Origin of the sequence: Xanthomonas campestris pv. phormiicola (genome assembly GCA_025666215.1) — a bacterium.
Taxonomy (GTDB): domain Bacteria; phylum Pseudomonadota; class Gammaproteobacteria; order Xanthomonadales; family Xanthomonadaceae; genus Xanthomonas_A; species Xanthomonas_A campestris_A.
In genome coordinates this window covers 552222-576606 of record CP102593.1, presented here as the reverse complement: position 1 = coordinate 576606, position 24385 = coordinate 552222, and the positions used below count along the sequence as shown (strand labels likewise).

The window sequence follows — 24385 nt, the reverse complement described above, 5'->3', positions numbered from 1 at the left end:
CGAACGGGAGAGGGGCTTTAAGCTCAAAACGGGTACTGCGGCACCGCATCCTGGATCGTGACCCACTGCCAGTGGGTGTACTGCTCCCAGTCGGCCGGGCCGCCCACGCTGGTGCCGTTGCCGGAGGCGCCGGTGCCGCCGAACGGGTTGACCACCTCGTCGGCCACGGTCTGGTCGTTGATGTGCAGCAACCCGGTGTGCAGGCGCTCGCCGATCGCCAGCGCGCGGCCCAGCGAAGCCGAGATCACGCCGGCCGACAGGCCGTACTCGGTGCGATTCGCCAGCGCCACCGCCTCCTCGTCGCTGTCGAACACGATGATGTTGGCCACCGGCCCGAACACTTCCTCCTCGAACGCGCGCATGCCCGGCTGCACGTTGGACAGCACCGTCGGCGCGTAGAACAGGCCATCAAAGCTGCCGCCGGCCTCGACCACCGCGCCGGCCGCCACCGAGGCGGCGACGATGTCCACCACGTTCTGCAGCTGGCGCCGTTCGATGATCGGCCCGAGGGCCACCTGGCCGCTGGCCGGATCGCCGACCGGCAGGTGCCGCGCCTTCTCGGCCAGGCGCCGGGTCAGCTCGGCGGCGATGCCGCGCTGGACCAGCACGCGGCCGGTGGCCATGCAGATCTGTCCCTGGTGGAAGTAGGCGCCGAAGGCGATCGCCGAGACCGCGCGATCGAGGTCGGCGTCCTCCAGCACGATCAGCGCGTTCTTGCCGCCCAGTTCCAGCGAGACCTTCTTCAGGTGCCTGCCGGCCAGCTCGCCGATCTTCCTGCCGGCCGCGGTGGAACCGGTGAACGCGATCATCGGCACGCCGGGCGCCTCGACCAGCGCCTGGCCGGCATCGGCGCCGCCGGGCAGCACGTGCAGCAGGCCCTTGGGCAGGCCGGCGGCGGCCAGCACCTCGGCAATGACGAAGCCGCCGGCATACGGGGTGCGCGGATCGGGCTTGAGCACCACCGCATTGCCGACCGCCAGCGCCGGCGCCACCGAGCGCAGCGACAGCACCAGCGGGAAATTGAACGGCGAGATCACCCCGATCACGCCCATCGGCAGCTGCCGCGCCAGGCTCAAGCGGCCCGGTGCGCTCGGCAGCACCTGCCCGCTGGCGTGCAACGGCATCGCCGCGGCGCGCTGCAGCAGCACGATCGCCTCGCGCACCTCGTGTTCGCCCTTGGCGAGGATGCCGCCGGTCTCGCGCGCGATCAGCGACGCGGCCGCGGCCGCCTGTTCCTGCAGGATCGCCGCGGCGCGATGGAACACCGCGGCGCGCTCGCGTGGCGGCGTCGCGGCCCAGGCGCGCTGCGCCGCGCGCGCCTTCGCCACCGCGGCGCCGACCTCGGCCGGCCCGGCCTTGCCGACCGTGTGCAGCGGCTGGCCGGAGCCCGGTTCGATCACCTCGAGGGTCTGCGCCGCGGCGATCCAGTCGCCGTCGAACAGCGTGCCCTGCCAGGTCGCGGCATGGGCCAGGGGAGTGCTGGTGACATTCATGGTGCGTGGTCTCGGAAAAGGGACGGGAGAACGAAGGCTCAGATCGCGGTGGCGGCCAGGCCGCCATCCACCGGCAGGTTGACGCCGTTGATCCAGCGCGCCGCATCGGAGGCGAGGAACACGATCGCCTCGGCGACCTCGTCGGCATAGGCCGGGCGCTTCATCTTGCCGGCGTCGGCCTGGACCCGCTCCGGCCCGAGCATGGTCACGAAATCGCCCAGGATCGGCGTGAACACCGGGCCGGGCGCAACGCTGTTGACGCGCACGTCGTGGCCGGCGAACCAATCCTGCGAACGCAGCGCGCTCCACACGATCAGCGCTTCCTTGAAGTACTGGTAGCAGGTGGCCTGCGCCACCGGATGCGCCTGCAGCCAGCGTTCGCCTGCGGCGTAGTCGGGGGTCTGCGCCAGTTCGCGATGCAGGTCCAGCCGTTGCGGCCATTCCGCGCCGAGGATCGAGGCGACGTTGACGATGCTGCCGCCGGGCGCGATCCGCGGCAACAGCGCCTGGCTGAGATGGCGCAGGCCCAGGTAGTTCACCTTCGCCACCAGCGCCACCGGCGCGGTGCCGGGCACGCCGGCGATGTTGGCCAGCGCGTCGATGCGTTCGGGCAAGTGCGCCACCAGCGCATCGATCGCGGCCGGATCGCCGAGGTCGGCCTGGTGGAAGCCGTCCAGCGTCATGCTGACCGGATTGCGGTCCACGCCGATCACGCGCGCGCCGTGGAAGCGCGCCAGCCGCGCCACTTCGCCGCCGATGCCCGAGGCCACACCGGTCACCACCAAGGTCTTGTTGTGCAGGTTCATGTGCGAGGGATTCCGATTCAGAACACGTGGATGTACTGGAAGTTGACGTTGTTGCCGGAGGCGGCGTTCTTCACCTCCACCGGCAGGTACACATTGGCGTTGAGGATGTTGTGCGCATCGATCCGCCACGACGCGCCGGGGCCGAGATAGAACTGGCTCTGCTTGGTGTCGGCCACGCGCACGCCGTTGGTGCGGTTGTCGCGCAGCTGCTTGAGGTAGTAGCCGTTCACGCCCAGCCGGAACGCCGGGGTCAGCGCGTAGGAACCGGCGAAATTGACCCAGAACGCATCGCCGGCCTGGCCGTTGCGGAACGTGAAGCCGGCCAGCTGCGGCGCATTGGCGGCCTTGTCGGCGCGGAAGTTGTAGAGGTAGTTCAGGCGCGCGCTGAGCTCCCACTGCGGCGTGGGCAACACGGTGAACGCCCAGCTCGGGATCAGCGACCAATAGCCCGAGCTCTGGTTAAGATCGCGGTCGCGATCGAACTTGCCGACCGGCGCGATCGCGTCGAACTCGAAACGCTGGACGAACACCGGCCGCCCGTCGCGGATCGTCGGCAGCATCTGCAGATACGGACCGAAGGTGATGTCGCCGAGGCCGAAGCCGTTGTCGCGCAGCCGTGCCGGGCTGTCGGCAGCGAACGAGGCGTCGAGATTGACCAGCGGCACCAGCGCGTTGAGGCCGAACACGCCGCCGAACGGCGTGTAGTGCGTGGCGTAGGCGAACTGGGTCATCAGCAGCGTGGAATCGATGCGGGTGCCGCGGAACGCCGGCGAGTCGTCGCCGTGCGCGTCCTCGACCGCATCCAGGCGCGTATAGCGTGCGTACTGCACGATCGCCCAGCCTGGCTCGGTTCTGGTGAAGCCATCCATGAAGCTGGTGCCGCCGGTGTTCAGCCCGTTCGGAAGCTGCACTGTCTGCGGCACGCTCTGCGCCCAGGCCGGCGTGCCGGCGAGCGAGAGCAGGAGGGCGAAGGCGAGGTGCCGCGGACGCGGCGTTGCGGGCACGGCGACGGACATGCGACTCACGGCGAGGGTTCTCCTGGACGGGATGGAACGGCCGAGCGCGGGGGGAGAAGAACGCCGCACGCGCTGCACGCGCCGGCCGGAACACACGGCGGCGTGGAGCGGGACGCGGCGAAGCGGCGCGCAGGCGCCGCGGGGATCAGGTCGTCGGTGCGATCCTGCCGAGCAGGTCGAGCGCACGCAGCAGCGAGCGCCCTGCGGACGCGCCCAGCGCGTCCAGCAGTTGCGCTTCCATCCGCTGCACCGCCGCCTCGGCCTCGTCCAGCAATGCCTTGCCGGTCGCGGTCAGATGCAGATGCTGCATGCGCCGGTCCTGGCGTCCGCGCACCTGGCGCAGCAGCCGGCGCTTGATCAGCCGCGCGATCACGATCGCCAGGTTGGGCGGGGAGACGTCGAGCACCTCGGCGAGCTGGCGCTGGTTGGCGCCACTGTTCGCATCCACCAGCACCAGCACCGAGAAGTCGACCGGCTTGAGGTCGTAGTCGCGCACGCACTCCAGGAACATCCGCCGGATCTGCAGCTCGCTGCGGGTCAGCCGGAAGCCGAGCAGCCGGGTCAGCCGGGCCTGGTCGATCGATTCGGCCGGTGCGCTGCTGTCGGGAAGTTGCGTGTTGCTCAAGGGCGGTGCGCCGTGCAGGGGAAGCGGTGCGCACAGCATAGCGCAGGCGTTCGCCGGTCCCGGCCGCCAGCGGCGCGCGGCCGCATGGCGCCGCCGCCGGCACCGCGGGCGCCGGCATGGCCGGCAAGAACGACGCACTGCCTCGCTGCTGCATCCGCATCCTCCCGGATCCGACCACACGCCATGGACACCGCGGCTTCGGACTGGCGCGCAACCGCCACGGTCCGATCCGTCCCGCGCCGGCAACCCGGACCGGGCACCGCACGCTTCCGTTACTTGAAATAATAGTTATTGATCATAATCATTATGGCAAGCTGCACTGCAGCATTCGGCAACGTCTTCTGACGTCGCCGCCAGGCCGGCGCCCGGCTCAGCGCGCGCTACGCTGCAACAGCAGGCAGACCGCGGCGGCCAACAGCAGCGGCACCGCGCAGACCACGTACAGCGTCGACGGCGTCCAGCCGCGGTCGACCAGCAGGCCCACCGTCAGCGGCGACAGGATCGCGCCGAGCCGACCGATGCCGATCGCCCAGCCCAGCCCGGTGCTGCGCACCTGCGGCGCGAACACCGCCGGCGCGGTCGCGTACAGACCGGCCATCGCCGCGAACAGCGCCGCGCCGATCACGAACGCCACCGGAAACGCGATACCGAGCCGGGTGTTGAAGCCGGCGAACAACACCATGCCCAGGCCGGCCAACAACAGGCTGACGATGGTCAGGCGCGACAGCGGCAGGCGCGAGGCCAGCCAGCCGAACAGGCTGCCGCCGACGATGCCGCCCAGGTTCAGCAGCACCCCGCCGGTGATGCCCTCTTGCGCCGAGACGCCGGCGGCGACCAGCAGCTTGGGGGTCCAGCTGAGCACGAAGTAGAACGCGAACATGTGCAGGAAGAACGCCAGCGCGATCAGCAGCGCAGGCCTGCGCAGGCTGCCGACGAACAGTGCCGCGTAGCCCTGCTTGTCGCCGATGGCGCGCACCGGCAGCGGCGGCAGTTCGGCCAGCGGCGCCATCCGCATCCGCGCCAGCAGCGCGTTGAGTCGCGCCAGCGCGCCGGGCGGGCGCCGCGTGACCAGGAAGTCCAGCGATTCCGGCAGCCAGCGCAGCACCAGCGGCACGCACAGCAGCGACGCTGCCGCGCCGAGCAGGAACACCGCGTGCCAGCTCCAGCGCTCGAGCACGAACGCGGCGATCAGCCCGCCCAGGGTGGCGCCGACCGGATAGCCGGTCGCCTGCAGCGCCACCGCGGTGCTGCGCCACTTGGCGTCGGCGTACTCGGCGGTGATCACGCCGACGCTGGCCAGCATGCCGCCGATACCGACGCCGGTGAACACGCGCAGCAGCCCGAGCTGCCACGCGTCCTGCGCCAGCGCCGACAGCGCCATGCCCACGGTCAGGATGCCCAGGCACCACAGGATCACCGCGCGCCGCCCGATGCGGTCGGCCAGCGGCGCCAGGAACAGCGAACCGATCGCCATCCCGACCAGGCCGGCGCTGAGCATCAGCCCCAGCACCTTGCCCGACAGCTGCCAGTCGCCGGAGATATGCGGCGCGGTGAACGCCATCACCATCACGTCGAAGCCGTCGAGCATGTTGAGCAGCACGCAGATCGCGATCGCGATCCACTGGAAGCCGCTCATGCGCTCGAGCACGACGGAGGATGGCGCGGCGGCGGCGTGGCTCATGGCGGAACTCCTGGTTGGCGGGACCGGCTCAGCGCGCGGCGCTGGCGGCCTGGTGGATCGTGTCGAGCACTTCGCGCAGGCGGCCGACCTCGACCTGCCCCGGCGCCGAGGCCTTGCCGAGCATGCCGAAGGTCAGCGCCTGGCCGAAGGTCTCGCCGGACAGGCGCGAGACCACGCCGGTGCCGCCCATCGCCATGGTCAGCAGCGGGCGGTCGCTGCGGCGGCGCAGCTGCCAGGTGGCGTCGAGCAGCTTGAGCACGTCGCCGGCGTCGTGCGGCATCACCGCGATCTTCAGCACGTCCGCGCCCAGCGCCTGCTGGCGCTGCAGGCGCGCGACGATCTCGGCGGTGCCGGGGGTGCGCTCGAAGTCGTGGCTGGACATGACCACGGCCACGCCGGCGGCGTGCGCCTGCGCGACCAGCGCCTGCACCAGCGCCGCGTCGCGGAACATCTCCACGTCCAGCAGGTCGGCAAAGCGCGCCTGCAGCAGCGTCGCATAGAGCTTGCCGTAGTCGGCATCGGCGATCGGCCTGGCGCCGCCCTCGGCCTTGGTGCGGAAGGTCAGCAGCAGCGGCTTGCCGTGCAGGGCCTTGGCCACTTGCGGCCCCAGCCGCGCCAGCGCCTTGCCGTCGAGGGCGATGTCCAGGTAGTCGATGCGCCATTCGGCGATGTCGGTATCGGCGTTGGCGGCGATGCGCGCGGCCTGGGCCAGCGCCTCCTCGGCCGTGGTGGCGGTGATCGGCACGATGGTCTTGGGCGCGCCTTCGCCGATGCGCACACCGCGCACGTCCAGCACCTTGGTCGCCGGCAACGGCGTTGCCGCCGCAGCGGACTGCGCCGACACCGGCAGGGCGGCCAGCAGCAGCACTCCGGCCAGGGCGGCAACGAAAACGCGCGACAGGGACATGGTCATCGGAACACCTCGTGGAAACGACGGAGCGCGCAGCGCGGCGCGCCGGGAAGCGCCGGCACGCATCAGAACGTGACCTTGGCCTGCAGGCCGACCACCCAGGCGTTGTCGGTCTGGCGGTAGGAGAAGGTGCCGGGATTGACCACGTACTGCACATCCGGGCGCAGCATCAGCCACGGCGTGATCTGGGCGCTGTAGGACAGCTCGTACAGTTCCTCCGCCCCGCTCAGCGCGTACAGCGACGAGTCCGCCGGCACCCCGGCCTCGACCAGCGAGGCGCGGCGCGCATCCACCAGCGTGCGGTTGATGTCGCCGCCGACATAGCCCAGCGCGATGCGGTCCTGGCTGCGCGCGCCGATGCCCTGGTAGATCCCGCCCAGCGCGTACCAGCGGCGGATCTGCGCGGTGGCGCGGTCGGACTGCATGTACTCGCCGAACACGCTGAAGCCGCGCGCCGGATCGGCCGCCTCGCTGTACAGCTTCTGCTCGGCCAGCAGGTAGGCGCCATGGCGGCCGGTGGTGTCGCGGCTGTCCAGGCCCTTGCGCGCCACGCGCGAGGAATCGTAATAGCCGCCGAGCTTGTACACGCCGGCATGGCGCGTGCCCTTGCCCGGGGTCCAGGTCAACTCGACCGGAAACAGCGTGCCGGTGGTGCCGCCGACGAACGGGCGGAACGCGTTGTGCACGTTGTCGCCGGCCAGGTTCGGATTGACCTGGAAGCCGCCCACGCGCAGGTTCAGCGCCGGGCTCATTTGCTGCGCCACTTCGCCGCCCCAGCGCGCGACCGGATAGTTGTACCAGCCGCTGTTGCCGGACATCGCCAGCGGATGCGCGCAGAACGCGGCATTGACGAAGCTGGTGCCGGCGCCGAGCAGGCCGAACTGGTTGCCCATCGCGTAGTAGCCGAGCTTGAAGTAGGTGCCGCCGGCGAACGTCTGGTCGTAGCTGAACTCGGACAGGCGCGTGTACTGGCCGCCATAGGCCTCCTGCACCGGGAAGCGGTTGCCGATCAGGTCCACCGACGTGCTGCGGCCGCGGCGGTCGTTGAGGGTGAAGCGGAAGGTGCCGCCCTCCCAGCCGGCGAGCTTGCCCATGTCCAGGTCCAGCCCCAGCCGCACCTGCTGCGCGTAGCGCGCGCCAGTGCGGCCGTAGCCGCCGTCGATCACGCCCAGCGCTTCGCCGACGTAGTCGCCGCGGACGCTGACCCCGTTCGCGGCCCAGGCGCTGCGCGTGCCGCCCCAATCGCCGGTGAGGGTGTTGCCGGCGTAGGCATTGCTCGCCGACTGCGCGGCGGCGGCGGCGGGCAGCGCCAGCAGCACGGCGACGAGCAGCAGGCGGGATGGAGGCGGCGATGCGGACATGCGGGAACTCTTGCTGAGCGGAAAAAGGGTCATAGCGATCAACGCGGCAGTGCCAGCGGCGCGCTCAGCGGTGAGGTCGCGCCGTCGGCGCTGGTGACGGTGGCGGTGAGATTGGCCAGGTCGGCGCTGTCGGCAGGCAGGCGATAGCGGAAGCGTCCGTGGCCGTCGCCGTCCACCACCGCATCGAGGCGGCCGAGATAGCGCTCGGCCTCGTCGCTGCCGGCGGCGCGGTTGCCGAACACCTCCACGCTGTAGCGGCTGCGCGGGGTACCGACGAACTCGCCTTGCAGCTCGCGCTGGCCGGCGCCACCGCGCAGCGCCAGCAACCGCGGCGGCGCCTGGCCGTGGTTGGGCGCCGGCTGGCAGTCCGTGGTCTCGCCGGCGGCGCAGATCCTGGCGCGCCTGGACGGATCGGTGTCCACGCCGATCCCGCGCGAGCCGACGAAGCTGGCGTGTTCCAGGCCGGGCACGCCGAACACGATCGCGCCGCGCGGCTGCCCCGGCACGCAGGCGCCGCCGGCCTGGCAGCGCTCGATCTTCAGGCCGTTGCCGGACAGCAGGTTGGCGGTGAAGCGGTTGGCCTCGCTGCGCGGCTGCGGGCGGACCGCGATGCCGATGCCGTTGCCGCTGAGGGTGTTGCCGTCGACCACGTTGCCGCGGCCGCTGAGGCTGACCCCGATCGAGTTGCCGGTGAAGGTATTGGCGGCGATGGTGTTGCGGTTGCCCCAGTTGATCTGCAACCCGTCGGAGTAGTGCTCGAAGCGGTTGCGCAGCACGCTGTTGTCGTTGCCCCACAGGATCTCGATGCCTTGCGACGGCTCGGGATTGGCGTCGGTGGAGCGGAACAGGTTGTCGGCCACCAGGTTCCAGGCCGCGCCGCGGGTCAGCTCCAGGCCGTCGCCGTTGTCGATGAACTCGTTGCGCACGATGCGGTTGTGCACGGTGGTGGTGGTGGTGGACTGGCCGCTGCCGTCGTCGCCGGTCAGCATCACCCCGGCGCCGCCCTTGTTGGCGACGATGCGGTTGTCGTGGAGTTCGTTGCCGCTGGCGCGGTTGATCAGCACGCCGATGCAGAAGTTGCGGATCTCCAGGCCGCTCAGCTCCACGCCCTGGGTGTCGCGCAGCACCAGCCCGGGCAGCGTGGTGGTGCGCACGTTGGCGCCGAACTGGCCTTTCTCCGCGCCGGGGCAGGCGTCGGTGCCCTTGCCGCGCACGTAGGCCGAACCGTCGATGACGATGTACTGCCCGTCCACGTCGCGCGCGCTGCCCACGATCTGCACCGGGCCCTTGATCTCCGGCAGCGGCGACGCCGGCCGGATCACGTACGGCGGCCGCCCCACCGCGGCGATCTCGATGCGATGGCGGCCCGGCGCCTGGTTGGCGGTGGCGATCGCCCAGCGCAGCGAGCCCGGCGCGCCATCGTCGGCATAGCGGTCCACCGTGAGCACGCTCAACGCCGCCGGCGCCGGCTCGGCCTGGTAGGCGGACACGCACGGCGGCAAGACCGCCGCGGCCAGCAGCGCACACCCGGAAAACATACGACGCATGGGACACATCTCCGCACAAGGACCTTGATCGGCGCCGCCACGCGGCGCGCACTCCCGGCGGTCTTCCCCTGCACCCGACCTCGGCACACAAGTGCCGCCCTCGCCACGTCAGGGATGGAACGCTGGAACGAGAGGCAAAGCTAGTTTTATCGCACTGCAGCATTCAAGTGCGAATATCGATGTAATGTGCGTTTATCGGACATCCGGTGATCGAAGGCTGCGCCGCTGGCGGTTCGCCGGGACCGGGGACTCCGAACCTGGGACCCGGAAAAGCGAGACAGCCGCTGCATCCTGCCTGCGCGAGCGCCTGGCGGGCAGGCGCTATCATCGGCGGCCGCGCCATGGCCTGGCGCAGGTCCCGCCCACTTCGCCGGAGAATGCCGTGAACCCGATCCGCCCGTTCCTGGACAAGACGCCGCAGCTCGGCGCACGCGTCTACGTGGACCCGGCCTGCACCGTCATCGGCGACGTAGTGCTGGACGAGGACGTGTCGGTGTGGCCGGGCACGGTGATCCGCGGCGACGTCAACCACGTGCGCATCGGCGCGCGCAGCAACATCCAGGACGGCAGCATCATCCACGTCAGCCACCACAGCCCGTTCAACACCGCCGGCTATCCGACCCTGATCGGCGCCGACGTGACCGTGGGCCACGGCTGCATCATCCACGCCTGCACCATCGAGGACCTGTGCCTGATCGGCATGGGCGCGTGCATCCTCGACGGCGCCACGGTGAAGCGATACGGCTTCGTCGGCGCCGGCGCGGTGGTCGGACCGGGCAAGACGGTCGGCGAGCGCGAACTGTGGCTGGGCAATCCGGCGCGGCTGGCGCGCACGCTCAGCGACAAGCAGGTCGAGAGCCTGCACTACTCCGCGCAGCACTACGTGCGCCTGAAAGACCGTTACCTGGACGCGGTCGCACAGGCGCCGCAGTAAGCGCAGACGTGGCGCCGTAGCTACTCTGCCGCCAACGCCAGCAAGGCGCGGCCGATCGGGCGCGGCGCCTCGCTGCGCAACACCACGCTGGTGGTCACCGCACCGAACCGCGCCAACGCATCGATGATCGGCTCCAGCTGCGCCGGCGCGGGCACCAGCACCCGCAGCACGAAGCAGTCCTCGCCGGTGACCCGATGCACTTCCAGCACCTGCGGCATCTGCGCGAACTGTTCCAGGCATGCGCCGATCTGCGCATGCGTGGTGCGCAGGCGGACGATGGCCGCGGTCGCCAGACCCACCACCCGCGGATCGACCCGGGCCGCGTAACCGGTGATCACGCCCTGCTCCTCGAGCCGGCGCACGCGCTCGGACATCGCCGGCTGCGACAGGCCGATGCGCCGGCCCAGTTCCGCCAACGCGATGCGCCCGTCGCACTGCAAGGCCTCCAGAATCGCGTGATCCAGGGCATCGCCCTGCCAGGGTTTCGCTGCCACGCCGCTCGTCCTCTCTTCGTGCACCTTGGATTCATCGGCAAAACGCCGCGTACGGCGATGAATCGCCATGGCGCGGCGACGCACGCATCGCGACACTGGCCGCTCTCTCGAACGGAGCGTAGCGCATGCAAGCGGTGGTGATCGTGCCGGGCATCGGCGACTCGGGGCCGGGGCACTGGCAAACGCATTGGCAACGGCGCAACGCGCACATGCGGCGGCTGCAGCCCGGTTCATTCGCGCAACCGCAGCTGCACGACTGGCTGCACGCGCTCGACCGTTGCGTGCAGGACTGCGCCACGCCGCCGCTGCTGGTCGCGCACAGCCTGGGCTGCCTGCTGGTCGCGCACTGGGCGGCGCGCGCGCAACGGTTGCCGCGCGGCGCCTTGCTGGTCGCGGTCCCCGATCCGGACAGCGCGGCGTTTCCGCATGCGCAGGCCGCCAGCTTCGTCCCGGTGCCGACGGCGCCGCTGCCCTTCCCCAGCCTGATCGTGGCCAGCAGCGACGATCCGTATGCGACACCGGCGTACAGCCGCCGCTGCGCACGCGAGTGGGGCAGCGGGCTGGTCGAACTCGACGGCCTGGGCCATCTCAATGCGGCCAGCGGCCTGGGCGAGTGGCCAGCGGGCGCGCAACTGCTGGCCGCCTTCGACGCCGGCATCGGCCACGCGCCCGCCGCGCGCGCCTGATCGGCGCGGACGACTGGCGCGGCGTGGCGCTTTGCGCGACACTGCGCGCCTCTGGCGTGGGGACGCCACCGAATGGATTCGCGATGACCAAGACACTTCCGCTGCGCGGCCTGCTGGCCGCTTTCCTGCTTGCGCTGGGCGCCGGTGCCGGGCCAGCCATGGCCGAAGAAGAAGAGCACGGCAAGGACGGCATGACCGCCGAGCAGTTCGTCGCCTCGCTGCACTTCCAGGATGGGCACATCGAGGTGCCGCAGGCCAAGGTGCATTTCGATCTGAACCACGATTTCCGCTATCTCGGCAAGGACGATGCACGGCAGGTGCTGGAGGCGTACTGGGGCAACCCGCCCGACGACACCGTGCTGGGCCTGATCGTGCCGCGCGAACCCGCGCTCGACCAGAAGGGCAGCTGGGCGGTGGTGGTCACCTATGCCGACGACGGCTACGTGTCCGACGAGGACGCCAGCAAGATCGACTACCAGGACATGCTCGCGGACATGCAGAAGGAAACCCGCGAGGAGAACACGCAGCGCAAGGAAGCCGGCTACGAGAGCGTGGACCTGGTGGGCTGGGCGGTGCCGCCGCGCTACGACGCCGCGACCAAGAAGCTGTACTGGGCGCGCGAACTGGCGTTCCAGGGCAACGAAGGCCACACCCTCAACTACGACATCCGCGTGCTCGGCCGCCACGGCTACCTGAGCCTCAACGCGATCGCCGGCATGGACGAACTGCCGCAGGTCCGTGCAGGCATGCAGCAACTGCTGCCGATGGCCGAGTTCGACAGCGGCGCGCGCTACGCCGACCACAACCCGTCCACCGACAAGATCGCCAGCTACGGCCTGGCCACGCTGATCGGCGGCGGCCTGGCGGCCAAGGCCGGCCTGTTCGCCAAGCTCGGCCTGCTCCTGGCCAAGGCCTGGAAACTGGTGGCGCTGGGGCTGATGGCGCTGGTCGGCGGGATCGGCAAGCTGTTCTCCGGGCGCAAGCGCGACGGCGGCACCGTGCGTTGAGCGGCCCGCGCGGCGCGCTTGCCACGCCGTCGTCATCGTCATCGCCTGAAGCCTCTGCGGCGCCGAGCGCGGCGCGCGGCTGGGCAATTGGCGCCGCGCCCGCTAAAGTCGCGGTTCGGAGCAGGACGCAGTCGAGATCACGCATGCCGCCACAGGCAGCCGGCCGGACGGAAGGACGGCCTCCCTACATCGCAGGCACGCATGCGCGCCACGCCGCACTCCGGCGGTGAGCGGCATGCTCGATACCTACCGTGAAGTGATCACGCCCGAAGGCGTGCCGTTGCATCTGCCGGCCGCCGGCGCGGTGCCGCGCGCGCTGGCCTGGCTGATCGACCTGGCGGTGCGCTTCGGCGTGCTGACCCTGATGGGCCTGCTGCTCGGTGCGCTCGGCGGCTTCGGCCAGGGTCTGTACCTGGTGGCGATGTTCCTGGTGTTCTGGGCCTATCCGATCGTGCTCGAAGGCTGGTTCGGGCAGACCCTGGGCAAGAAGGCGCTGGGCCTGCGCGTGGTCTCGCGCGACGGCGCGCCGGCCGGATGGATGGCGGCGATCACCCGCAACCTGCTGCGCACCGTGGACATGCTGCCGTTCGGCTACGCCATCGGCCTGGTCGCCTGCCTGTTCGACGCGCATGCGCGGCGCCTGGGCGACATGGTCGCCGGCACCCTGGTGATCCACCAACCGCCGCGCCACGAAACCGGACTGCCGCCGATCGCCAGCGCCGCGCCGCCGCCGCTGGTGCTGCTGCCGGCCGAGCAGGCGGCGCTGATCGCCTTCGCCGAGCGCGCGCCGCGGCTGGCCCCGGCGCGGCAGCTGGAACTGGCCGCGCTGGCGCTGCCGTTGACCGAAGCGCCCGGCCAGGCCGGCGTGCTGCGGCTGTATGCGATGGCCAACTGGCTGTTGGGGCGGCGATGAGGCAGGAGCAGTTCATCGCCCGCCACCAGCACGAGTGGCATGCGTTCGAGAGCTGGCTGCAGACGCGCGGACGCAAGCGTCCCGCGAGCGCAGCCGACAGCGCCGCGGACGCATGGCGCCTGGCCGACGAGGACGTGCCGGCGCGTTACCGGCGGCTCTGCCAGCAGCTGGCGCTTGCCCGCAAGCGCGGCTACAGCCCGCTGGTCACCGCGCGCCTGCAGCAGCTGATGCAGCAGGGCCACACCGAACTGTACCGGCCGCCGCGGCCGCGCTGGCGGCGTGCGGCCGAGTTCCTGTTCGCCGAGTTCCCGCAGCTGGTGCGCAGCCAGGCCGGCTGCATGGCCGCGGCCACCGCGCTGTTCGTGGTGCCGCTGGTCACCATCTTCGTGCTGCTGCAGTACCGGCCGGAACTGATCCACGGCTTGATGGATCCGCTGCAGGTCGCGCAGATGGAACGGATGTACGACCCGGCCACCGCCGTGCACAAGCTCGGCCGCGACAGCGGCGACGACTGGCAGATGTTCGGCACCTACATCATGAACAACATCAGCATCGGCCTGCGCACCTTCGCCAGCGGCCTGCTGGCCGGGCTCGGCACGGTGCTGGTGCTGCTGTTCAACGGCGTCACCATCGGCGCGGTGGCCGGGCATCTGCACCAGATCGGGTACGGCGTGACGTTCTGGCGCTTCGTCGCCGGGCATGCGCCGTTCGAGCTGACCGCGATCGTGATCGCCGGCGGCGCGGGCCTGCAACTGGGCCTGAAGCTGCTGGCGCCGGGCCGGCGCCGGCGCATCGACGCGCTGGTCGAAGGCGGCACGATCGGCGCCAAGCTGTGCCTGGGCGTGGCCTTCATGCTGCTGGTCGCCGCCTTCATCGAGGCGTTCTGGTCCTCGATCGGCTCGCTGCCGGCGGCGGTGAAGTACGGCGTGTCCGGCCTGCTGTGGACGCTGGTGCTGGTCTGGCTGTGGCGCGGCGGACGCGGCACGGCGGAGGCCGGCGATGCGGATTGAACGCCTGGACGTGGTGCTGCGCGCGCGCTCGGCCTGGGAGGCGATGGAGCTGGGCAGCGCGCTGGTGCGCCGCCATGCCGGCGCGATCTGGAAACCGTGGCTGCTGTTCACCCTGCCGCTGTTCGCGCTGCTCAATCTCGGCGCCTGGGCGATCGACCAACTGTGGCTGGCCAGCCTGGCGCTGTGGTGGCTGAAGCCGGTGCTGGACCGGATCCCGCTGTTCGTGATCTCGCGCGGCGTGTTCGGCGACGTGCCGCGCGTGCGCGACACGCTGCGCGCGCAATGGCGTTGGGGCTGGGGCCCGATGTTCGGCTACCTGACCTGGCGCCGGCTGAGCCCGGCGCGCAGCGTGTTCATGCCGCTGGAGGTGCTGGAAGGCGCCAGCGCCGAGCAGCAGCGGCAACGCCGCCGCAGCCTGGGCGGGGCGGTGTACGGGCACGCGCTGCTGCTGGCCAGCGTGTGCTGGCACTTCGAGGCGATGCTGCTGCTGGCCTGCATCGCCGCGATCGCGATGTTCGTGCCGGTGGACCTGCTGCCGGAAACGGTGCGCGCGGCGTGGGCGCTGATCGGCGAGGAGAACCCGCTGTGGGCCGACATCGGCCTGAACGCCTTCGGCTGGCTGGCGATGACCCTGATCGAACCGTTCTTCGTCGGCGCCGGCTTCGGCCTGTACCTCAACCGCCGCACCGAGATCGAAGCCTGGGACGTGGAAATGGCGTTGCGCCGGCTGCGCGATCGGCTCGGCGGCGCCGCACCGCTGCTGCTGGCGCTGGTCCTGCTGGGTGCGCCCGGCGCCGCGCTGCGCGCGCAAAGCGCCGCGCCGGGCAGCGACGGCCCGGTCGCGGCGGCCCCGCTCGCGCCGCCGCCCGCTCCGGCGACCGCAGCGTCGCAAACCGGCGCCGACGCCAGCGACACATACGCCCCCAAGGATCCGGAGAAAGACGCCGCCGCCGACGACGAGGACGCCGCCGAGCCGGCCGCGCTCGACGACATCTTCAACACCGTCCCTGCCGCCGACGCGCGCTTCGACCGCGCCGCCGACCGCGCCTACGAAGATCCGCTGTTGTCGGGCAAGCGCAGCATCGGCTACTGGAAGAAGCGCGACCGCAACGAGGACGAGGAGAAGAAACCCGATCCGGACAAGCTCGATCCGCGCTTCGGCAAGGGCGTGCTGGCGAGCCTGGCGGCCGTGTTCGCGTTCGTCGGCGAATGGGGCATGTGGTTGCTGGCCGGCATGCTGGTGCTGGTCCTGCTGCTGACCGCCAAGCACTGGCTGCCGTGGATGCGCGGCAGCGTGCGCAAACGTGCCGCGGTCGAGACGCCGGTGGCGCATGCACCGGTGGTGAGCGCCGAGCCGCTGCCAGACGACGTCGCCACCCTCGCGCATCGGCTGTGGCGCGAGGGCAGGCAGCGCGACGCGCTGGCGTTGCTGTATCGCGCCAGCGTGGCGACCGTGTGCGAACGCGCCAACCTGGTACTGCCGCCCGGCGCCACCGAAGCGCAATGCCTACGCGCCTCCAGGCGCCTGCAGGACGACGCCGACCGCAGCCTGTTCGCGCGCATGGTGCGCACCTGGCAATACGCCGCCTACGCCGGGCGCCTGCCCGACGACGACGCCTTCGCCGGCTTGCTCGACGAGCTGCAGCAGCAGTACCGGTGGCGCGCATGAACAGCGGCACGCGCAATGCGCTGATCTTCCTGCTCGGGCTGCTGGTGACCAGCGTACTGGCGGCCTGGTTCCTGGGCCGCTACGAACGCGCCGAGCGCGAGCTGGCGCTGCCGCCGCGCGGCGAGGCCGCGTACAACCCGCTGTACGCCTTGCGCCAGACCCTGCGCGCCGACGGCGTGCGCGCCGAATCGCGGCAGCGCCTGGACCTGGCGGCGATGCGCCTGCAGCCGCACGACAGCGTGCTGCTGTTCGGCGACCCGCGCGCGCTGAGCAAGCCCGACAGCGAGGCGCTGCTGGCCTGGGTCGAGCGCGGCGGCCACCTGATCCTGCGCACGCCGGCGACCGACAACGACGACGACAAGACCAGGCTGCCGATCTTCGCTGCGCTCGATGTCGACCTGGAAAAAGGCAAGCCGGACCACTGCCTGAAGCTGGCCATTCCCGGACAGCCCGAGCACAGCGAGTTCTGCAACGGCCGGCGTTTCCAGATCGACGAGGACGCGGCGAGCAACCTGTGGGGCAGCAGCGAGGACTACGCCTACGCGCGCCTGCCGTACGGCGACGGCAACGTGGACCTGCTGGCGGAAATGGATTTCCTTGAGAACGGCAGCAACGGCGGCAACCGCTTGCGCGACGACGCGCTGGACGCGCCGCCCGCCCCGCCGAGCGGCGGCCTGCGCGATGTACCGCATCGCCTGCTGGCGCGGCAGATCCTGGCGCCCAACTACGGCCACGGCACCGTCTACCTGATCTACTCCGCCGAACTGCCGTCGCTGTGGCGCACCCTGTTCACCCGCGGCTGGCCGGCCTGGTTGCCGGCGCTGCTGATGCTGCTGGCCTGGTTGTGGTCGCGCACGCAACGCTTCGGCCCGCTGCTGGCCGCGCCGGCCGGCGACCGCCGCTCGCTGCTGGAACACGTGCGCGCCAGCGGCGAGCACCTGTTCCGTTACGGCAAGGCCGCGCTGCTGTACACGGCGATGCGCCAGGCGTTCCTGACCCGGCTGCGGCGCCGCGCGCCGCTCGCCGCGGCGCTGCACGGCCCTGCGCAGGCCGCGGCCATCGCCGAACGCCTGAACCTGCCGCCGGCGCAGGTCGAACAGGCGCTGCAGGCGCCAGCGCCCAAGCAACACGCCGCCTTCCGCGATCGCATTCGCCTCCTCGTCCAGATGAGAAACCAGTTATGACCACCGCCCCCGCCGACTCCGTCGCCCCCCTCACCGGCCCCGCCCTGATCGAACGCGTCGAGGCGATCCGCGACGCGGTCGGCCAGGCCTTCATCGGCCAGCCGGAGGTGCTCGATCAGATCCTGATCGCGCTGCTGGCCGGCGGCCACGTGCTGATCGAAGGCGTGCCCGGGCTGGGCAAGACCCTGCTGGTGCGCGCGCTGGCGCAGGCGCTGGAACTGAACTATGCGCGCGTGCAGTTCACCCCCGACCTGATGCCCAGCGACGTCAGCGGCCATGCCGTGTACGACCCCAAGACCGAGAGCTTCAAGATCCGCCGCGGCCCGGTGTTCACCCACCTGCTGCTGGCCGACGAGATCAACCGCGCCCCGGCCAAGACCCAGTCGGCGCTGCTGGAAGTGATGCAGGAAGGCCAGGTCACCATCGAAGGAAAATCGTTTCCGCTGGCGCCGCCGTTCCTGGCCCTGGCCACGCAGAACCCGGTCGAACAGGAAGGCACCTATCCGCTGCCGGAAGCGCAGCTGGACCGCTTCCTGCTGAAGATCCTGATCGACTATCCGCAGCTCGAAGACGAAAAGCGCATGGTGGAAGCGGTCACCACCGGGCGCAGCGCCGGCGACTTCGACCTGTCGCAGGTGCCGCGCGTGCTCAGCGCCGCCGACGTGGTGGCGATGCAGCTGGGCACCGCGGCGATCGCGGTGGACCCGCAGGTGATCGACTACGCGGTGCGCATCGTCGCCGCCACCCGCAGCTGGCCGGGCATCGCGCTCGGCGCCGGCCCGCGCGGCAGCATCGCGCTGATCCGCGCCGCGCGCGCGCAGGCGGTGCTGTCCGGCCGCGACTTCGTCACCCCCGACGACATCCGCGACATCGCCAAGCCGGCGCTGCGCCACCGCATCGCGCTGGCCCCGGAACTGCAGATCGAAGGCCAGAGCGCCGACGACGCGCTGGGCGCGCTGCTGGCCAAGGTGGAGGCGCCGCGGAAATGAAGCTCGGGACTGGGGACTGGGGACTCGGGACTCGGTGCTGGGTCGCGGCTGATCGTATGCAGGCATGGCACGCGACATGCGGCAGGTGCTTCACTTACGTTCCGCACAGCGCCGTGCTGTTCCGGGTCCCCAGTCCCGAGTCCCCAGTCCCGGCGAGCCCCCGATGAGACCCGCCCCGCCACTGCTCGCCCTGCTCGGCCTATGGGCGCTGTGCGGCCTGGCCTCGGCGCTGGAGGTGCTGCCGCTGTGGCCGTGGCAGGCGCTGGGCGCGGCGATCGGCGTGGTCGCCGCGATCGATGCGTGGCGGCTGTGGCGCAGCCCCACCCCGCAGCTGCGCCGCGAGCTGCCCGAGGCCTTGCCGCTGGGCCTGGAGCGAGAGGCCGGGCTACGCCTCGACAGCGCGCGGCGGCAGACGCTGGACGTGTTCGACCTGGTCCCCAGCGGCTGGTGGATGCAGGGCCTGCCGCGGCGGGTGACCCTGCACGCGGCCAGCGAAACCCACCTGCGCTACCGGCTGCGCCCGACCGCGCGCGGCCGCTTCGCCTTTCCCGGCACGCACCTGCGCCTGCATTCGGCCTGGCGCCTGTGGCGGCAGCGGCGCGTGGCCGGCGCGGCGCAGACGGTGCGCGTCTACCCGAACTTCGCGCCATTGACCCGCTTCGCCCTGTTCAGCGCCGAACAGGCCTCGCGGCTGGTCGGTGCGCACCTGAAGCGGCGCCGCGGCGAAGGCACCGACTTCCACCAGATGCGCGAATACCGCGTCGGCGACAGCCTGCGCCAGATCGACTGGAAGGCCACCTCGCGCGCGCGCAAGCTGATCTCGCGCGAATACCAGGACGAGAAGAACCAGCAGCTGCTGATGCTGATCGACACCGGCCGCAGGATGATGGCCAGCGAAAGCGGCCTGTCGCATTTCGACCACGTGCTCAACGCCGCGCTGGTGGTGTCGTACCTGGCTCTGCGCCAGGGCGATGCGGTGGGCCTGATGGCCTGCGGCGGCGACGCGCGCTGGGTCGCGCCGCAGCGCGGCATGGGCACCGTCGATGCGCTGCTGCGCGCCAGCTACGACCTGCAGCCGCAGGCGGTGGCCACCGACTACCTGGCCGCGGCCACCGAACTGTCGCTGCGCCAGCGCCGCCGGTCGTTGGTGATGCTGGTCAGCAACGTGCGCGACGAAGACATCGAAGACCTGCTCGCCGCGGTGCGGCTGCTGCAGCGCCGGCACCTGGTGTGCGTGGCCAGCCTGCGCGAGCGCGACCTGGACCAGGCGCTGACCCAGGACGTGCACGACCTGCAGCAGGCGGTGCAGGCCGGCGCGGTGGCGCGTTATCTGCAACAACGCGGCGACGCCCACGACGCGCTGCGCAGCCATGGCGTGATGGTGCTCGACGTCACCGGCGAGGAGCTGCCGGGCGCGCTGGTGGAGCGCTATCTCGCGGTGAAACGCGACGGATTGCTGTAGTCGCGCGTCCGCGATCGTCACGACTCCGTTGCTGCAGGGGGGCGCGCGGGCGCCAGCGTCATGCCGGCAAGGCGTCCCCCTCAGGCATACAGCACGCCCGGCCGCCCGGCCTCGACGATCGCATGCGGCACGAAGCGCGCACTGTCGCGGGTGATCGGGCCGTCGTCCTCGCGGATGCCGATGCCGCACGCGGTATCGCCGACGATCCAGCTGCCGACCATCGGATAACGGCCATCGAACACCGGCAGCGGATGCGCCTGCTGGACGATGCACGGCCCGCCATAGGGACCGTCGCTCTCCAGCATGCGGCCGTCGGCCAGGTGCAGGGCGATGTTGGCGCCTTCGCGCGAATGCAGCGGCTTGCGCACCCAGCCCGGCGGCAGCGCGGCGCCGTCGTCGAACGCGGCCGGCAGCAGGTTGGGATGGCCGCGATGGCGCGACCACAACAGCGGCAGGATGCCCTTGTTGCTCAGCACCGCCTTCCACGGCGGCTCCAGCAGGCGCAGGCCCGAGCCCGGCAGGGCCTGGCCGAAGCGCTCGGCGAACAGGTCTTCCAGCGGATACAGCTTGAACAGCGCGCCGATCACCACGTCGTCCAGATCGGTATAGCGCCCGTCCTCGGACAGGCCGATGTCCTCGATCGCGATCGCCTCGCCGAACAGCCCGGCCTGCGCCGCGCAGTCGCGCAGATACGCGACCGTGCCCTGGTCCTCCTCCGAATCGCGCACCGCGGCGAAGGACAGCGGCGGCGGCAGCTGCGCGGCCAGCTCGGCGAAGCGCTCCACCAGCGTCTCGTGGATCGAATTGAACTGGTCGGCATCGCGCGCCAGGCGGCCCTGCGCACGCTGGTCTTCCAGCCACTGCCACTGGAAGAACGACGACTCGAACAGCGAGGTCGGCGTGTCGTAGTTCAGCTCGTACAGCTTGGCCGGGCCGGTGCCGTCGTAGGCCAGGTCCAGGCGACCGTACAGATGCGGATCGCGGCGGCGCCAGCTCTCGGCGATCCAGTCGCGGAACGCCGGCGGAATCGCCAGGCGCTGCATCAACTCCTCGCTGGCGACGATCTCCTCGACCAGCCCCATCGCCATCTGGTGCAGCTCGGCGCTGGGATCCTCCAGATCGCGTTCGATCTGGCGCAGGGTGAAGGCGTAATAGGCGCGTTCGTCCCAGTAGCGTTCGCCGCCGATTGTGTGGAAGCGGAAGCCGCACTCGGCGGCCTGCGCGCGCCAGTCGCCGCGTTCGACGATCGCGATGCGTTGCATGTGCTTGCCTTGATTCGGAAGGAGAGCGCGGCGATCAGCCGCCGACGCTGCCGCGCGCGCCGCTGGAGCTGCCGAAGCCGCCGCGGCTGACGGTGACCGCCCGGTTCGGCGTGGCACCGATAGCGGTCATGGTCTGGTTGCCGCGCAGGCTGCTGGCCGCAGCGGCGGCACCCGCGCCGGCCCCGGCGGCGGCAGGCCGCTGCCACTGGCTCTGCCGGTCCTGGTACGCCGGCGCGGCGTTGAAGCCGGCCATCCGGTTGCCGTTGAGCATCTGCGACAGGAAGAAGCCGGTCATCAGCGGGCCGATGAACGAATGCCCCTGGCTGTCGCGCTGCTCCACGCAGCGCTCGGCGGAATACGCCTGCGCGCACTGCTCGCGGCTGGCGTACTTGGGCCCCTGGTCGGCCGACTGCTGCTGCGCCTGCTTGAACGCCTCGCGGCAGGTGGCGATGTCGTGGGTCTGCGCCGCACAGGCTTCCACCGAGGTGTACAGCCCCTCCTGGCGCTTGGCTTCGGGCGCACAGGCGGTGAACAGCAACGGCGCACTGCCCATCAGCAACAGCGCGGCCTTCTTGGATCGCTTCATCGGTTCCCTCCGGGACCACAGACCGCGATGATGCCTGGTTCCGGCCGGGGACGGAAATCGCCGGCACCGATGCGCCCGCTGCGCGCCATGCGCGTCGCGCCCGTTCATCGCCGGCAAGGGTAGCCGTGCAGGCCGCGTGATAACGTGGTCCGTGATCCTGTGCGCGGCGCAAACGGTGGCGAATGCAACCCTTTGGCGGCCCACCGGATCGATCACTTGCGCCAGCCCCCGCCCGCCTTCCGACCGCAAGATACCCCCATGCCCGACTATCGTTCAAAGACCTCCACCCACGGCCGCAACATGGCCGGCGCGCGCGCGCTGTGGCGCGCCACCGGCATGCAGGACGCCGACTTCCACAAGCCGATCATCGCCATCGCCAACTCCTTCACCCAGTTCGTGCCCGGCCACGTGCACCTGAAGGACCTCGGCCAGCTGGTCGCACGCGAGATCGAGCGCGTCGGCGGCGTGGCCAAGGAATTCGACACCATCGCCGTGGACGACGGCATCGCCATGGGCCACGACGGCATGCTGTACTCGCTGCCCAGCCGCGAGATCATCGCCGACTCGGTGGAGTACATGGTCAACGCGCACTGCGCCGACGCGCTTGTGTGCATTTCCAACTGCGACAAGATCACCCCCGGCATGCTGATGGCCGCGCTGCGCCTCAACATCCCTACCGTGTTCGTGTCCGGCGGGCCGATGGAAGCCGGCAAGACCAAGCTCGCCGAGCACAACCTGGACCTGGTCGACGCGATGGTGATCGCCGCCGATCCGAACGCCTCCGACGAAAAGGTCGCCGCGTTCGAACGCAGCGCCTGCCCCACCTGCGGCTCGTGCTCGGGCATGTTCACCGCCAACTCGATGAACTGCCTGACCGAAGCGCTGGGCCTGGCCCTGCCCGGCAACGGCACCGTGCTCGCCACGCATGCCGACCGCGAGCAGCTGTTCCTGAAGGCCGGACGCACCGCGGTCGAACTGTGCCACCGCTGGTACGGCGCCGAAGACCCGACCGCGCTGCCGCGTGGCATCGCCACCTTCGCCGCGTTCGAGAACGCGATGACCCTGGACATCGCGATGGGCGGCTCCACCAACACCATCCTGCACCTGCTCGCCGCCGCGCAGGAAGGCGAAGTGCCGTTCACCCTGCGCGACATCGACCGCCTGTCGCGGCACGTGCCGCAGCTGTGCAAGGTCGCGCCGAACATCCAGAAGTACCACATCGAGGACGTGCACCGCGCCGGCGGCATCCTCGCCATCCTCGGCGAACTGGCGCGCGGCGGCCTGCTGCACACCGACCAGGCCACCGTGCACAGCCGCACCCTCGCCGAGGCCATCGCGCAGTGGGACATCACCCAGACCGACGCCGACGCCGTGCACACGTTCTACAAGGCCGGCCCGGCCGGCATCCCGACCCAGGTCGCCTTCAGCCAGGCCACGCGCTGGCCGACGCTGGATGCCGACCGCGCAGCCGGCTGCATCCGCGACGTCGCCCATGCCTATTCGCAGGAAGGCGGGCTGGCGGTGCTGTACGGCAACATCGCGCTCGACGGCTGCGTGGTCAAGACCGCCGGCGTGGACGAATCGATCCACGTGTTCGAAGGCAACGCCAAGGTGTTCGAGAGCCAGGATTCGGCGGTCAAGGGCATCCTCGCCGACGAAGTGAAGGCCGGCGACGTGGTGGTGATCCGCTACGAAGGCCCCAAGGGCGGCCCCGGCATGCAGGAGATGCTCTACCCCACCTCGTATCTCAAATCCAAGGGCCTGGGCAAGCAATGCGCCCTGCTCACCGACGGCCGCTTCTCCGGCGGCACCTCCGGCCTGTCGATCGGCCACGCCTCGCCGGAAGCGGCGGCCGGCGGCGCCATCGGCCTGGTCCGCGACGGCGACAGGATCCTGATCGACATCCCCAACCGCAGCATCAACCTGCTGGTCGACGACGCCGAACTCGCCGCCCGCCGCGCCGCGCAGGATGCGCAAGGCTGGAAGCCGGTGGAAGAGCGCCCGCGCAAGGTCACCACCGCGTTGAAGGCGTACGCGCTGCTGGCGACCAGCGCCGACAAGGGCGCGGTGCGCGACAAGGCGATGCTGGACGGTTGAGGCGTTGCTTCGGTTGCCATTGAGTCCCTGTAGGAGGGGCTTCAGCCCCGACAGCATCTATCCGAAGCCGGAAAACCACCCGGCTTCGCTCGTCACGGCCGATGCCCATCCTGCCAGCCGCAACCGGCCACGGACCTGATCCAGCAACTTCAGGGCGAGCGCGCCGTTACGCCTTCATCGTCACGGGTGTAACTCATACGCCTGCTCAAACGCCGGATCACACAGCCAGCATCGACGCCCGGAGCAGCGGCCGCCATCCGGCACGTCATTGATGCAGTCTAGGAATTACCTTCTTTCCAGACTTCTGGCGTTGATGGATACTTGGCGCAACACCGCTTTTTAGGCGGTCCAATAGGAGTTGGCTCCTTCCCATGCCGCGTCACCTTCTCATTGCTTGCATCGTTTTGATCATTGGCATTCTCGGCAGAGCGGTCATCGCTCCACTATACGAACATGGAATCGGGCAGTACCTTTCCCCAGCAATCGGCATCGGCCTAGTGACGCTGGTCGTATTGTTCATGCGCCGCAAGCAATGGACGTGGCGGTGTGTCTTTTGGATTGCGCTCTCTTTCCCAGTCATAAACGCTGCTTTTTTTCCTACACAAGAGTTCTATGGGACACTAACGCCTTATGCAGCCGCCTTTTCGGCCATA

Annotated in this window: 21 protein-coding genes; 10 read left to right on the top strand and 11 right to left on the bottom strand. The window is 70.5% G+C overall.

Annotated elements, in window-relative coordinates; all coding sequences use genetic code 11:
- Nucleotides 1-23: 23 nt before the first annotated feature.
- From NRY95_02370 to NRY95_02335, 8 genes are all read right to left on the bottom strand, one after another.
- Nucleotides 24-1493 (bottom strand): benzaldehyde dehydrogenase, encoded by a 1470-nt coding sequence (locus tag NRY95_02370; GenBank protein ID UYC16848.1) that lies wholly within the window; start codon nucleotides 1491-1493, stop codon nucleotides 24-26.
- A gap of 38 nt (nucleotides 1494-1531) precedes the next feature.
- On the bottom strand, nucleotides 1532-2299 hold the full coding sequence (locus NRY95_02365; protein UYC16847.1) for a coniferyl-alcohol dehydrogenase: 768 nt from the start codon (nucleotides 2297-2299) through the stop codon (nucleotides 1532-1534).
- A gap of 17 nt (nucleotides 2300-2316) precedes the next feature.
- Nucleotides 2317-3315, bottom strand: coding sequence for a transporter (locus tag NRY95_02360; protein ID UYC18471.1), 999 nt, complete (start codon nucleotides 3313-3315; stop codon nucleotides 2317-2319).
- A 145-nt stretch (nucleotides 3316-3460) separates the two neighbouring features.
- Complete coding sequence (locus NRY95_02355; GenBank protein UYC16846.1) at nucleotides 3461-3940, bottom strand: MarR family transcriptional regulator; 480 nt, start codon at nucleotides 3938-3940, stop codon at nucleotides 3461-3463.
- Nucleotides 3941-4310: 370 nt separating this feature from the next.
- A complete protein-coding gene (locus tag NRY95_02350) occupies nucleotides 4311-5621 on the bottom strand; it encodes an MFS transporter (protein UYC16845.1) in 1311 nt (436 codons plus the stop codon).
- A 28-nt stretch (nucleotides 5622-5649) separates the two neighbouring features.
- A complete protein-coding gene (aroD, locus tag NRY95_02345) occupies nucleotides 5650-6534 on the bottom strand; it encodes a type I 3-dehydroquinate dehydratase (protein ID UYC16844.1) in 885 nt (294 codons plus the stop codon).
- Between the two features lie 62 nt (nucleotides 6535-6596).
- Complete coding sequence (locus NRY95_02340) at nucleotides 6597-7892, bottom strand: carbohydrate porin (protein UYC16843.1); 1296 nt, start codon at nucleotides 7890-7892, stop codon at nucleotides 6597-6599.
- A 38-nt stretch (nucleotides 7893-7930) separates the two neighbouring features.
- A complete protein-coding gene (locus tag NRY95_02335; protein ID UYC16842.1) occupies nucleotides 7931-9439 on the bottom strand; it encodes a right-handed parallel beta-helix repeat-containing protein in 1509 nt (502 codons plus the stop codon).
- 382 nt (nucleotides 9440-9821) lie between these two features.
- On the opposite strand from NRY95_02335, the gene NRY95_02330 reads away from it, so the two are divergent.
- Complete coding sequence (locus tag NRY95_02330) at nucleotides 9822-10373, top strand: gamma carbonic anhydrase family protein (protein UYC16841.1); 552 nt, start codon at nucleotides 9822-9824, stop codon at nucleotides 10371-10373.
- 20 nt (nucleotides 10374-10393) lie between these two features.
- On the opposite strand, the gene NRY95_02325 is transcribed toward NRY95_02330, so the two are convergent.
- A complete protein-coding gene (locus NRY95_02325) occupies nucleotides 10394-10867 on the bottom strand; it encodes an Lrp/AsnC family transcriptional regulator (GenBank protein UYC16840.1) in 474 nt (157 codons plus the stop codon).
- Between the two features lie 125 nt (nucleotides 10868-10992).
- Here NRY95_02325 and NRY95_02320 point away from each other — a divergent pair, with 125 nt between their 5' ends.
- From NRY95_02320 to NRY95_02285, 8 genes are all read left to right on the top strand, one after another.
- Nucleotides 10993-11553: an alpha/beta hydrolase gene (locus NRY95_02320; GenBank protein ID UYC16839.1), complete on the top strand. Its 561-nt coding sequence runs from the start codon at nucleotides 10993-10995 to the stop codon at nucleotides 11551-11553.
- Between the two features lie 83 nt (nucleotides 11554-11636).
- Nucleotides 11637-12560 (top strand): DUF2167 domain-containing protein, encoded by a 924-nt coding sequence (locus NRY95_02315; protein UYC16838.1) that lies wholly within the window; start codon nucleotides 11637-11639, stop codon nucleotides 12558-12560.
- Nucleotides 12561-12795: 235 nt separating this feature from the next.
- Nucleotides 12796-13473: an RDD family protein gene (locus tag NRY95_02310; protein ID UYC16837.1), complete on the top strand. Its 678-nt coding sequence runs from the start codon at nucleotides 12796-12798 to the stop codon at nucleotides 13471-13473.
- Entirely contained in the window at nucleotides 13470-14483 is a 1014-nt protein-coding gene (locus tag NRY95_02305; protein ID UYC16836.1) for a stage II sporulation protein M, read from the top strand. Before NRY95_02310 ends, NRY95_02305 begins: the two co-directional genes overlap by 4 nt.
- On the top strand, nucleotides 14473-16152 hold the full coding sequence (locus NRY95_02300) for a DUF4129 domain-containing protein (protein ID UYC16835.1): 1680 nt from the start codon (nucleotides 14473-14475) through the stop codon (nucleotides 16150-16152). The genes NRY95_02305 and NRY95_02300 overlap by 11 nt, the downstream gene beginning before the upstream one ends.
- Nucleotides 16149-17336, top strand: coding sequence for a DUF4350 domain-containing protein (locus tag NRY95_02295; GenBank protein UYC16834.1), 1188 nt, complete (start codon nucleotides 16149-16151; stop codon nucleotides 17334-17336). Before NRY95_02300 ends, NRY95_02295 begins: the two co-directional genes overlap by 4 nt.
- On the top strand, nucleotides 17333-18325 hold the full coding sequence (locus NRY95_02290) for a MoxR family ATPase (GenBank protein ID UYC16833.1): 993 nt from the start codon (nucleotides 17333-17335) through the stop codon (nucleotides 18323-18325). The genes NRY95_02295 and NRY95_02290 overlap by 4 nt, the downstream gene beginning before the upstream one ends.
- A 163-nt stretch (nucleotides 18326-18488) precedes the next feature.
- On the top strand, nucleotides 18489-19787 hold the full coding sequence (locus NRY95_02285; protein UYC16832.1) for a DUF58 domain-containing protein: 1299 nt from the start codon (nucleotides 18489-18491) through the stop codon (nucleotides 19785-19787).
- Nucleotides 19788-19867: 80 nt separating this feature from the next.
- Here the strand turns inward: NRY95_02285 and NRY95_02280 are convergent, their stop codons facing one another.
- Both NRY95_02280 and NRY95_02275 read right to left on the bottom strand, forming a co-directional pair.
- Complete coding sequence (locus NRY95_02280; GenBank protein ID UYC16831.1) at nucleotides 19868-21049, bottom strand: glutathionylspermidine synthase family protein; 1182 nt, start codon at nucleotides 21047-21049, stop codon at nucleotides 19868-19870.
- Between the two features lie 34 nt (nucleotides 21050-21083).
- Nucleotides 21084-21635 (bottom strand): DUF1190 domain-containing protein, encoded by a 552-nt coding sequence (locus NRY95_02275; GenBank protein UYC16830.1) that lies wholly within the window; start codon nucleotides 21633-21635, stop codon nucleotides 21084-21086.
- Between the two features lie 258 nt (nucleotides 21636-21893).
- On the opposite strand from NRY95_02275, the gene ilvD reads away from it, so the two are divergent.
- Nucleotides 21894-23732: a dihydroxy-acid dehydratase gene (ilvD, locus tag NRY95_02270; GenBank protein ID UYC16829.1), complete on the top strand. Its 1839-nt coding sequence runs from the start codon at nucleotides 21894-21896 to the stop codon at nucleotides 23730-23732.
- The last annotated feature ends 653 nt before the right edge of the window (nucleotides 23733-24385 follow it).

Excerpts from the sequence above, each read along its gene's own strand:
- NRY95_02370 (UYC16848.1), bottom strand. The coding sequence starts at position 1,493 with ATGAATGTCACCAGCACTCCCCTGGCCCATGCCGCGACCTGGCAGGGC.
- aroD (UYC16844.1), bottom strand. The coding sequence starts at position 6,534 with ATGACCATGTCCCTGTCGCGCGTTTTCGTTGCCGCCCTGGCCGGAGTG.
- NRY95_02310 (UYC16837.1), top strand. The coding sequence starts at position 12,796 with ATGCTCGATACCTACCGTGAAGTGATCACGCCCGAAGGCGTGCCGTTG.
- NRY95_02285 (UYC16832.1), top strand. The coding sequence starts at position 18,489 with ATGAGACCCGCCCCGCCACTGCTCGCCCTGCTCGGCCTATGGGCGCTG.
- NRY95_02320 (UYC16839.1), top strand. The coding sequence starts at position 10,993 with ATGCAAGCGGTGGTGATCGTGCCGGGCATCGGCGACTCGGGGCCGGGG.
- NRY95_02275 (UYC16830.1), bottom strand. The coding sequence starts at position 21,635 with ATGAAGCGATCCAAGAAGGCCGCGCTGTTGCTGATGGGCAGTGCGCCG.
- NRY95_02290 (UYC16833.1), top strand. The coding sequence starts at position 17,333 with ATGACCACCGCCCCCGCCGACTCCGTCGCCCCCCTCACCGGCCCCGCC.
- NRY95_02365 (UYC16847.1), bottom strand. The coding sequence starts at position 2,299 with ATGAACCTGCACAACAAGACCTTGGTGGTGACCGGTGTGGCCTCGGGC.
- NRY95_02335 (UYC16842.1), bottom strand. The coding sequence starts at position 9,439 with ATGCGTCGTATGTTTTCCGGGTGTGCGCTGCTGGCCGCGGCGGTCTTG.
- NRY95_02340 (UYC16843.1), bottom strand. The coding sequence starts at position 7,892 with ATGTCCGCATCGCCGCCTCCATCCCGCCTGCTGCTCGTCGCCGTGCTG.
- NRY95_02315 (UYC16838.1), top strand. The coding sequence starts at position 11,637 with ATGACCAAGACACTTCCGCTGCGCGGCCTGCTGGCCGCTTTCCTGCTT.
- NRY95_02360 (UYC18471.1), bottom strand. The coding sequence starts at position 3,315 with ATGTCCGTCGCCGTGCCCGCAACGCCGCGTCCGCGGCACCTCGCCTTC.
- NRY95_02350 (UYC16845.1), bottom strand. The coding sequence starts at position 5,621 with ATGAGCCACGCCGCCGCCGCGCCATCCTCCGTCGTGCTCGAGCGCATG.
- NRY95_02295 (UYC16834.1), top strand. The coding sequence starts at position 16,149 with ATGAACAGCGGCACGCGCAATGCGCTGATCTTCCTGCTCGGGCTGCTG.
- NRY95_02305 (UYC16836.1), top strand. The coding sequence starts at position 13,470 with ATGAGGCAGGAGCAGTTCATCGCCCGCCACCAGCACGAGTGGCATGCG.
- NRY95_02300 (UYC16835.1), top strand. The coding sequence starts at position 14,473 with ATGCGGATTGAACGCCTGGACGTGGTGCTGCGCGCGCGCTCGGCCTGG.
- NRY95_02280 (UYC16831.1), bottom strand. The coding sequence starts at position 21,049 with ATGCAACGCATCGCGATCGTCGAACGCGGCGACTGGCGCGCGCAGGCC.
- ilvD (UYC16829.1), top strand. The coding sequence starts at position 21,894 with ATGCCCGACTATCGTTCAAAGACCTCCACCCACGGCCGCAACATGGCC.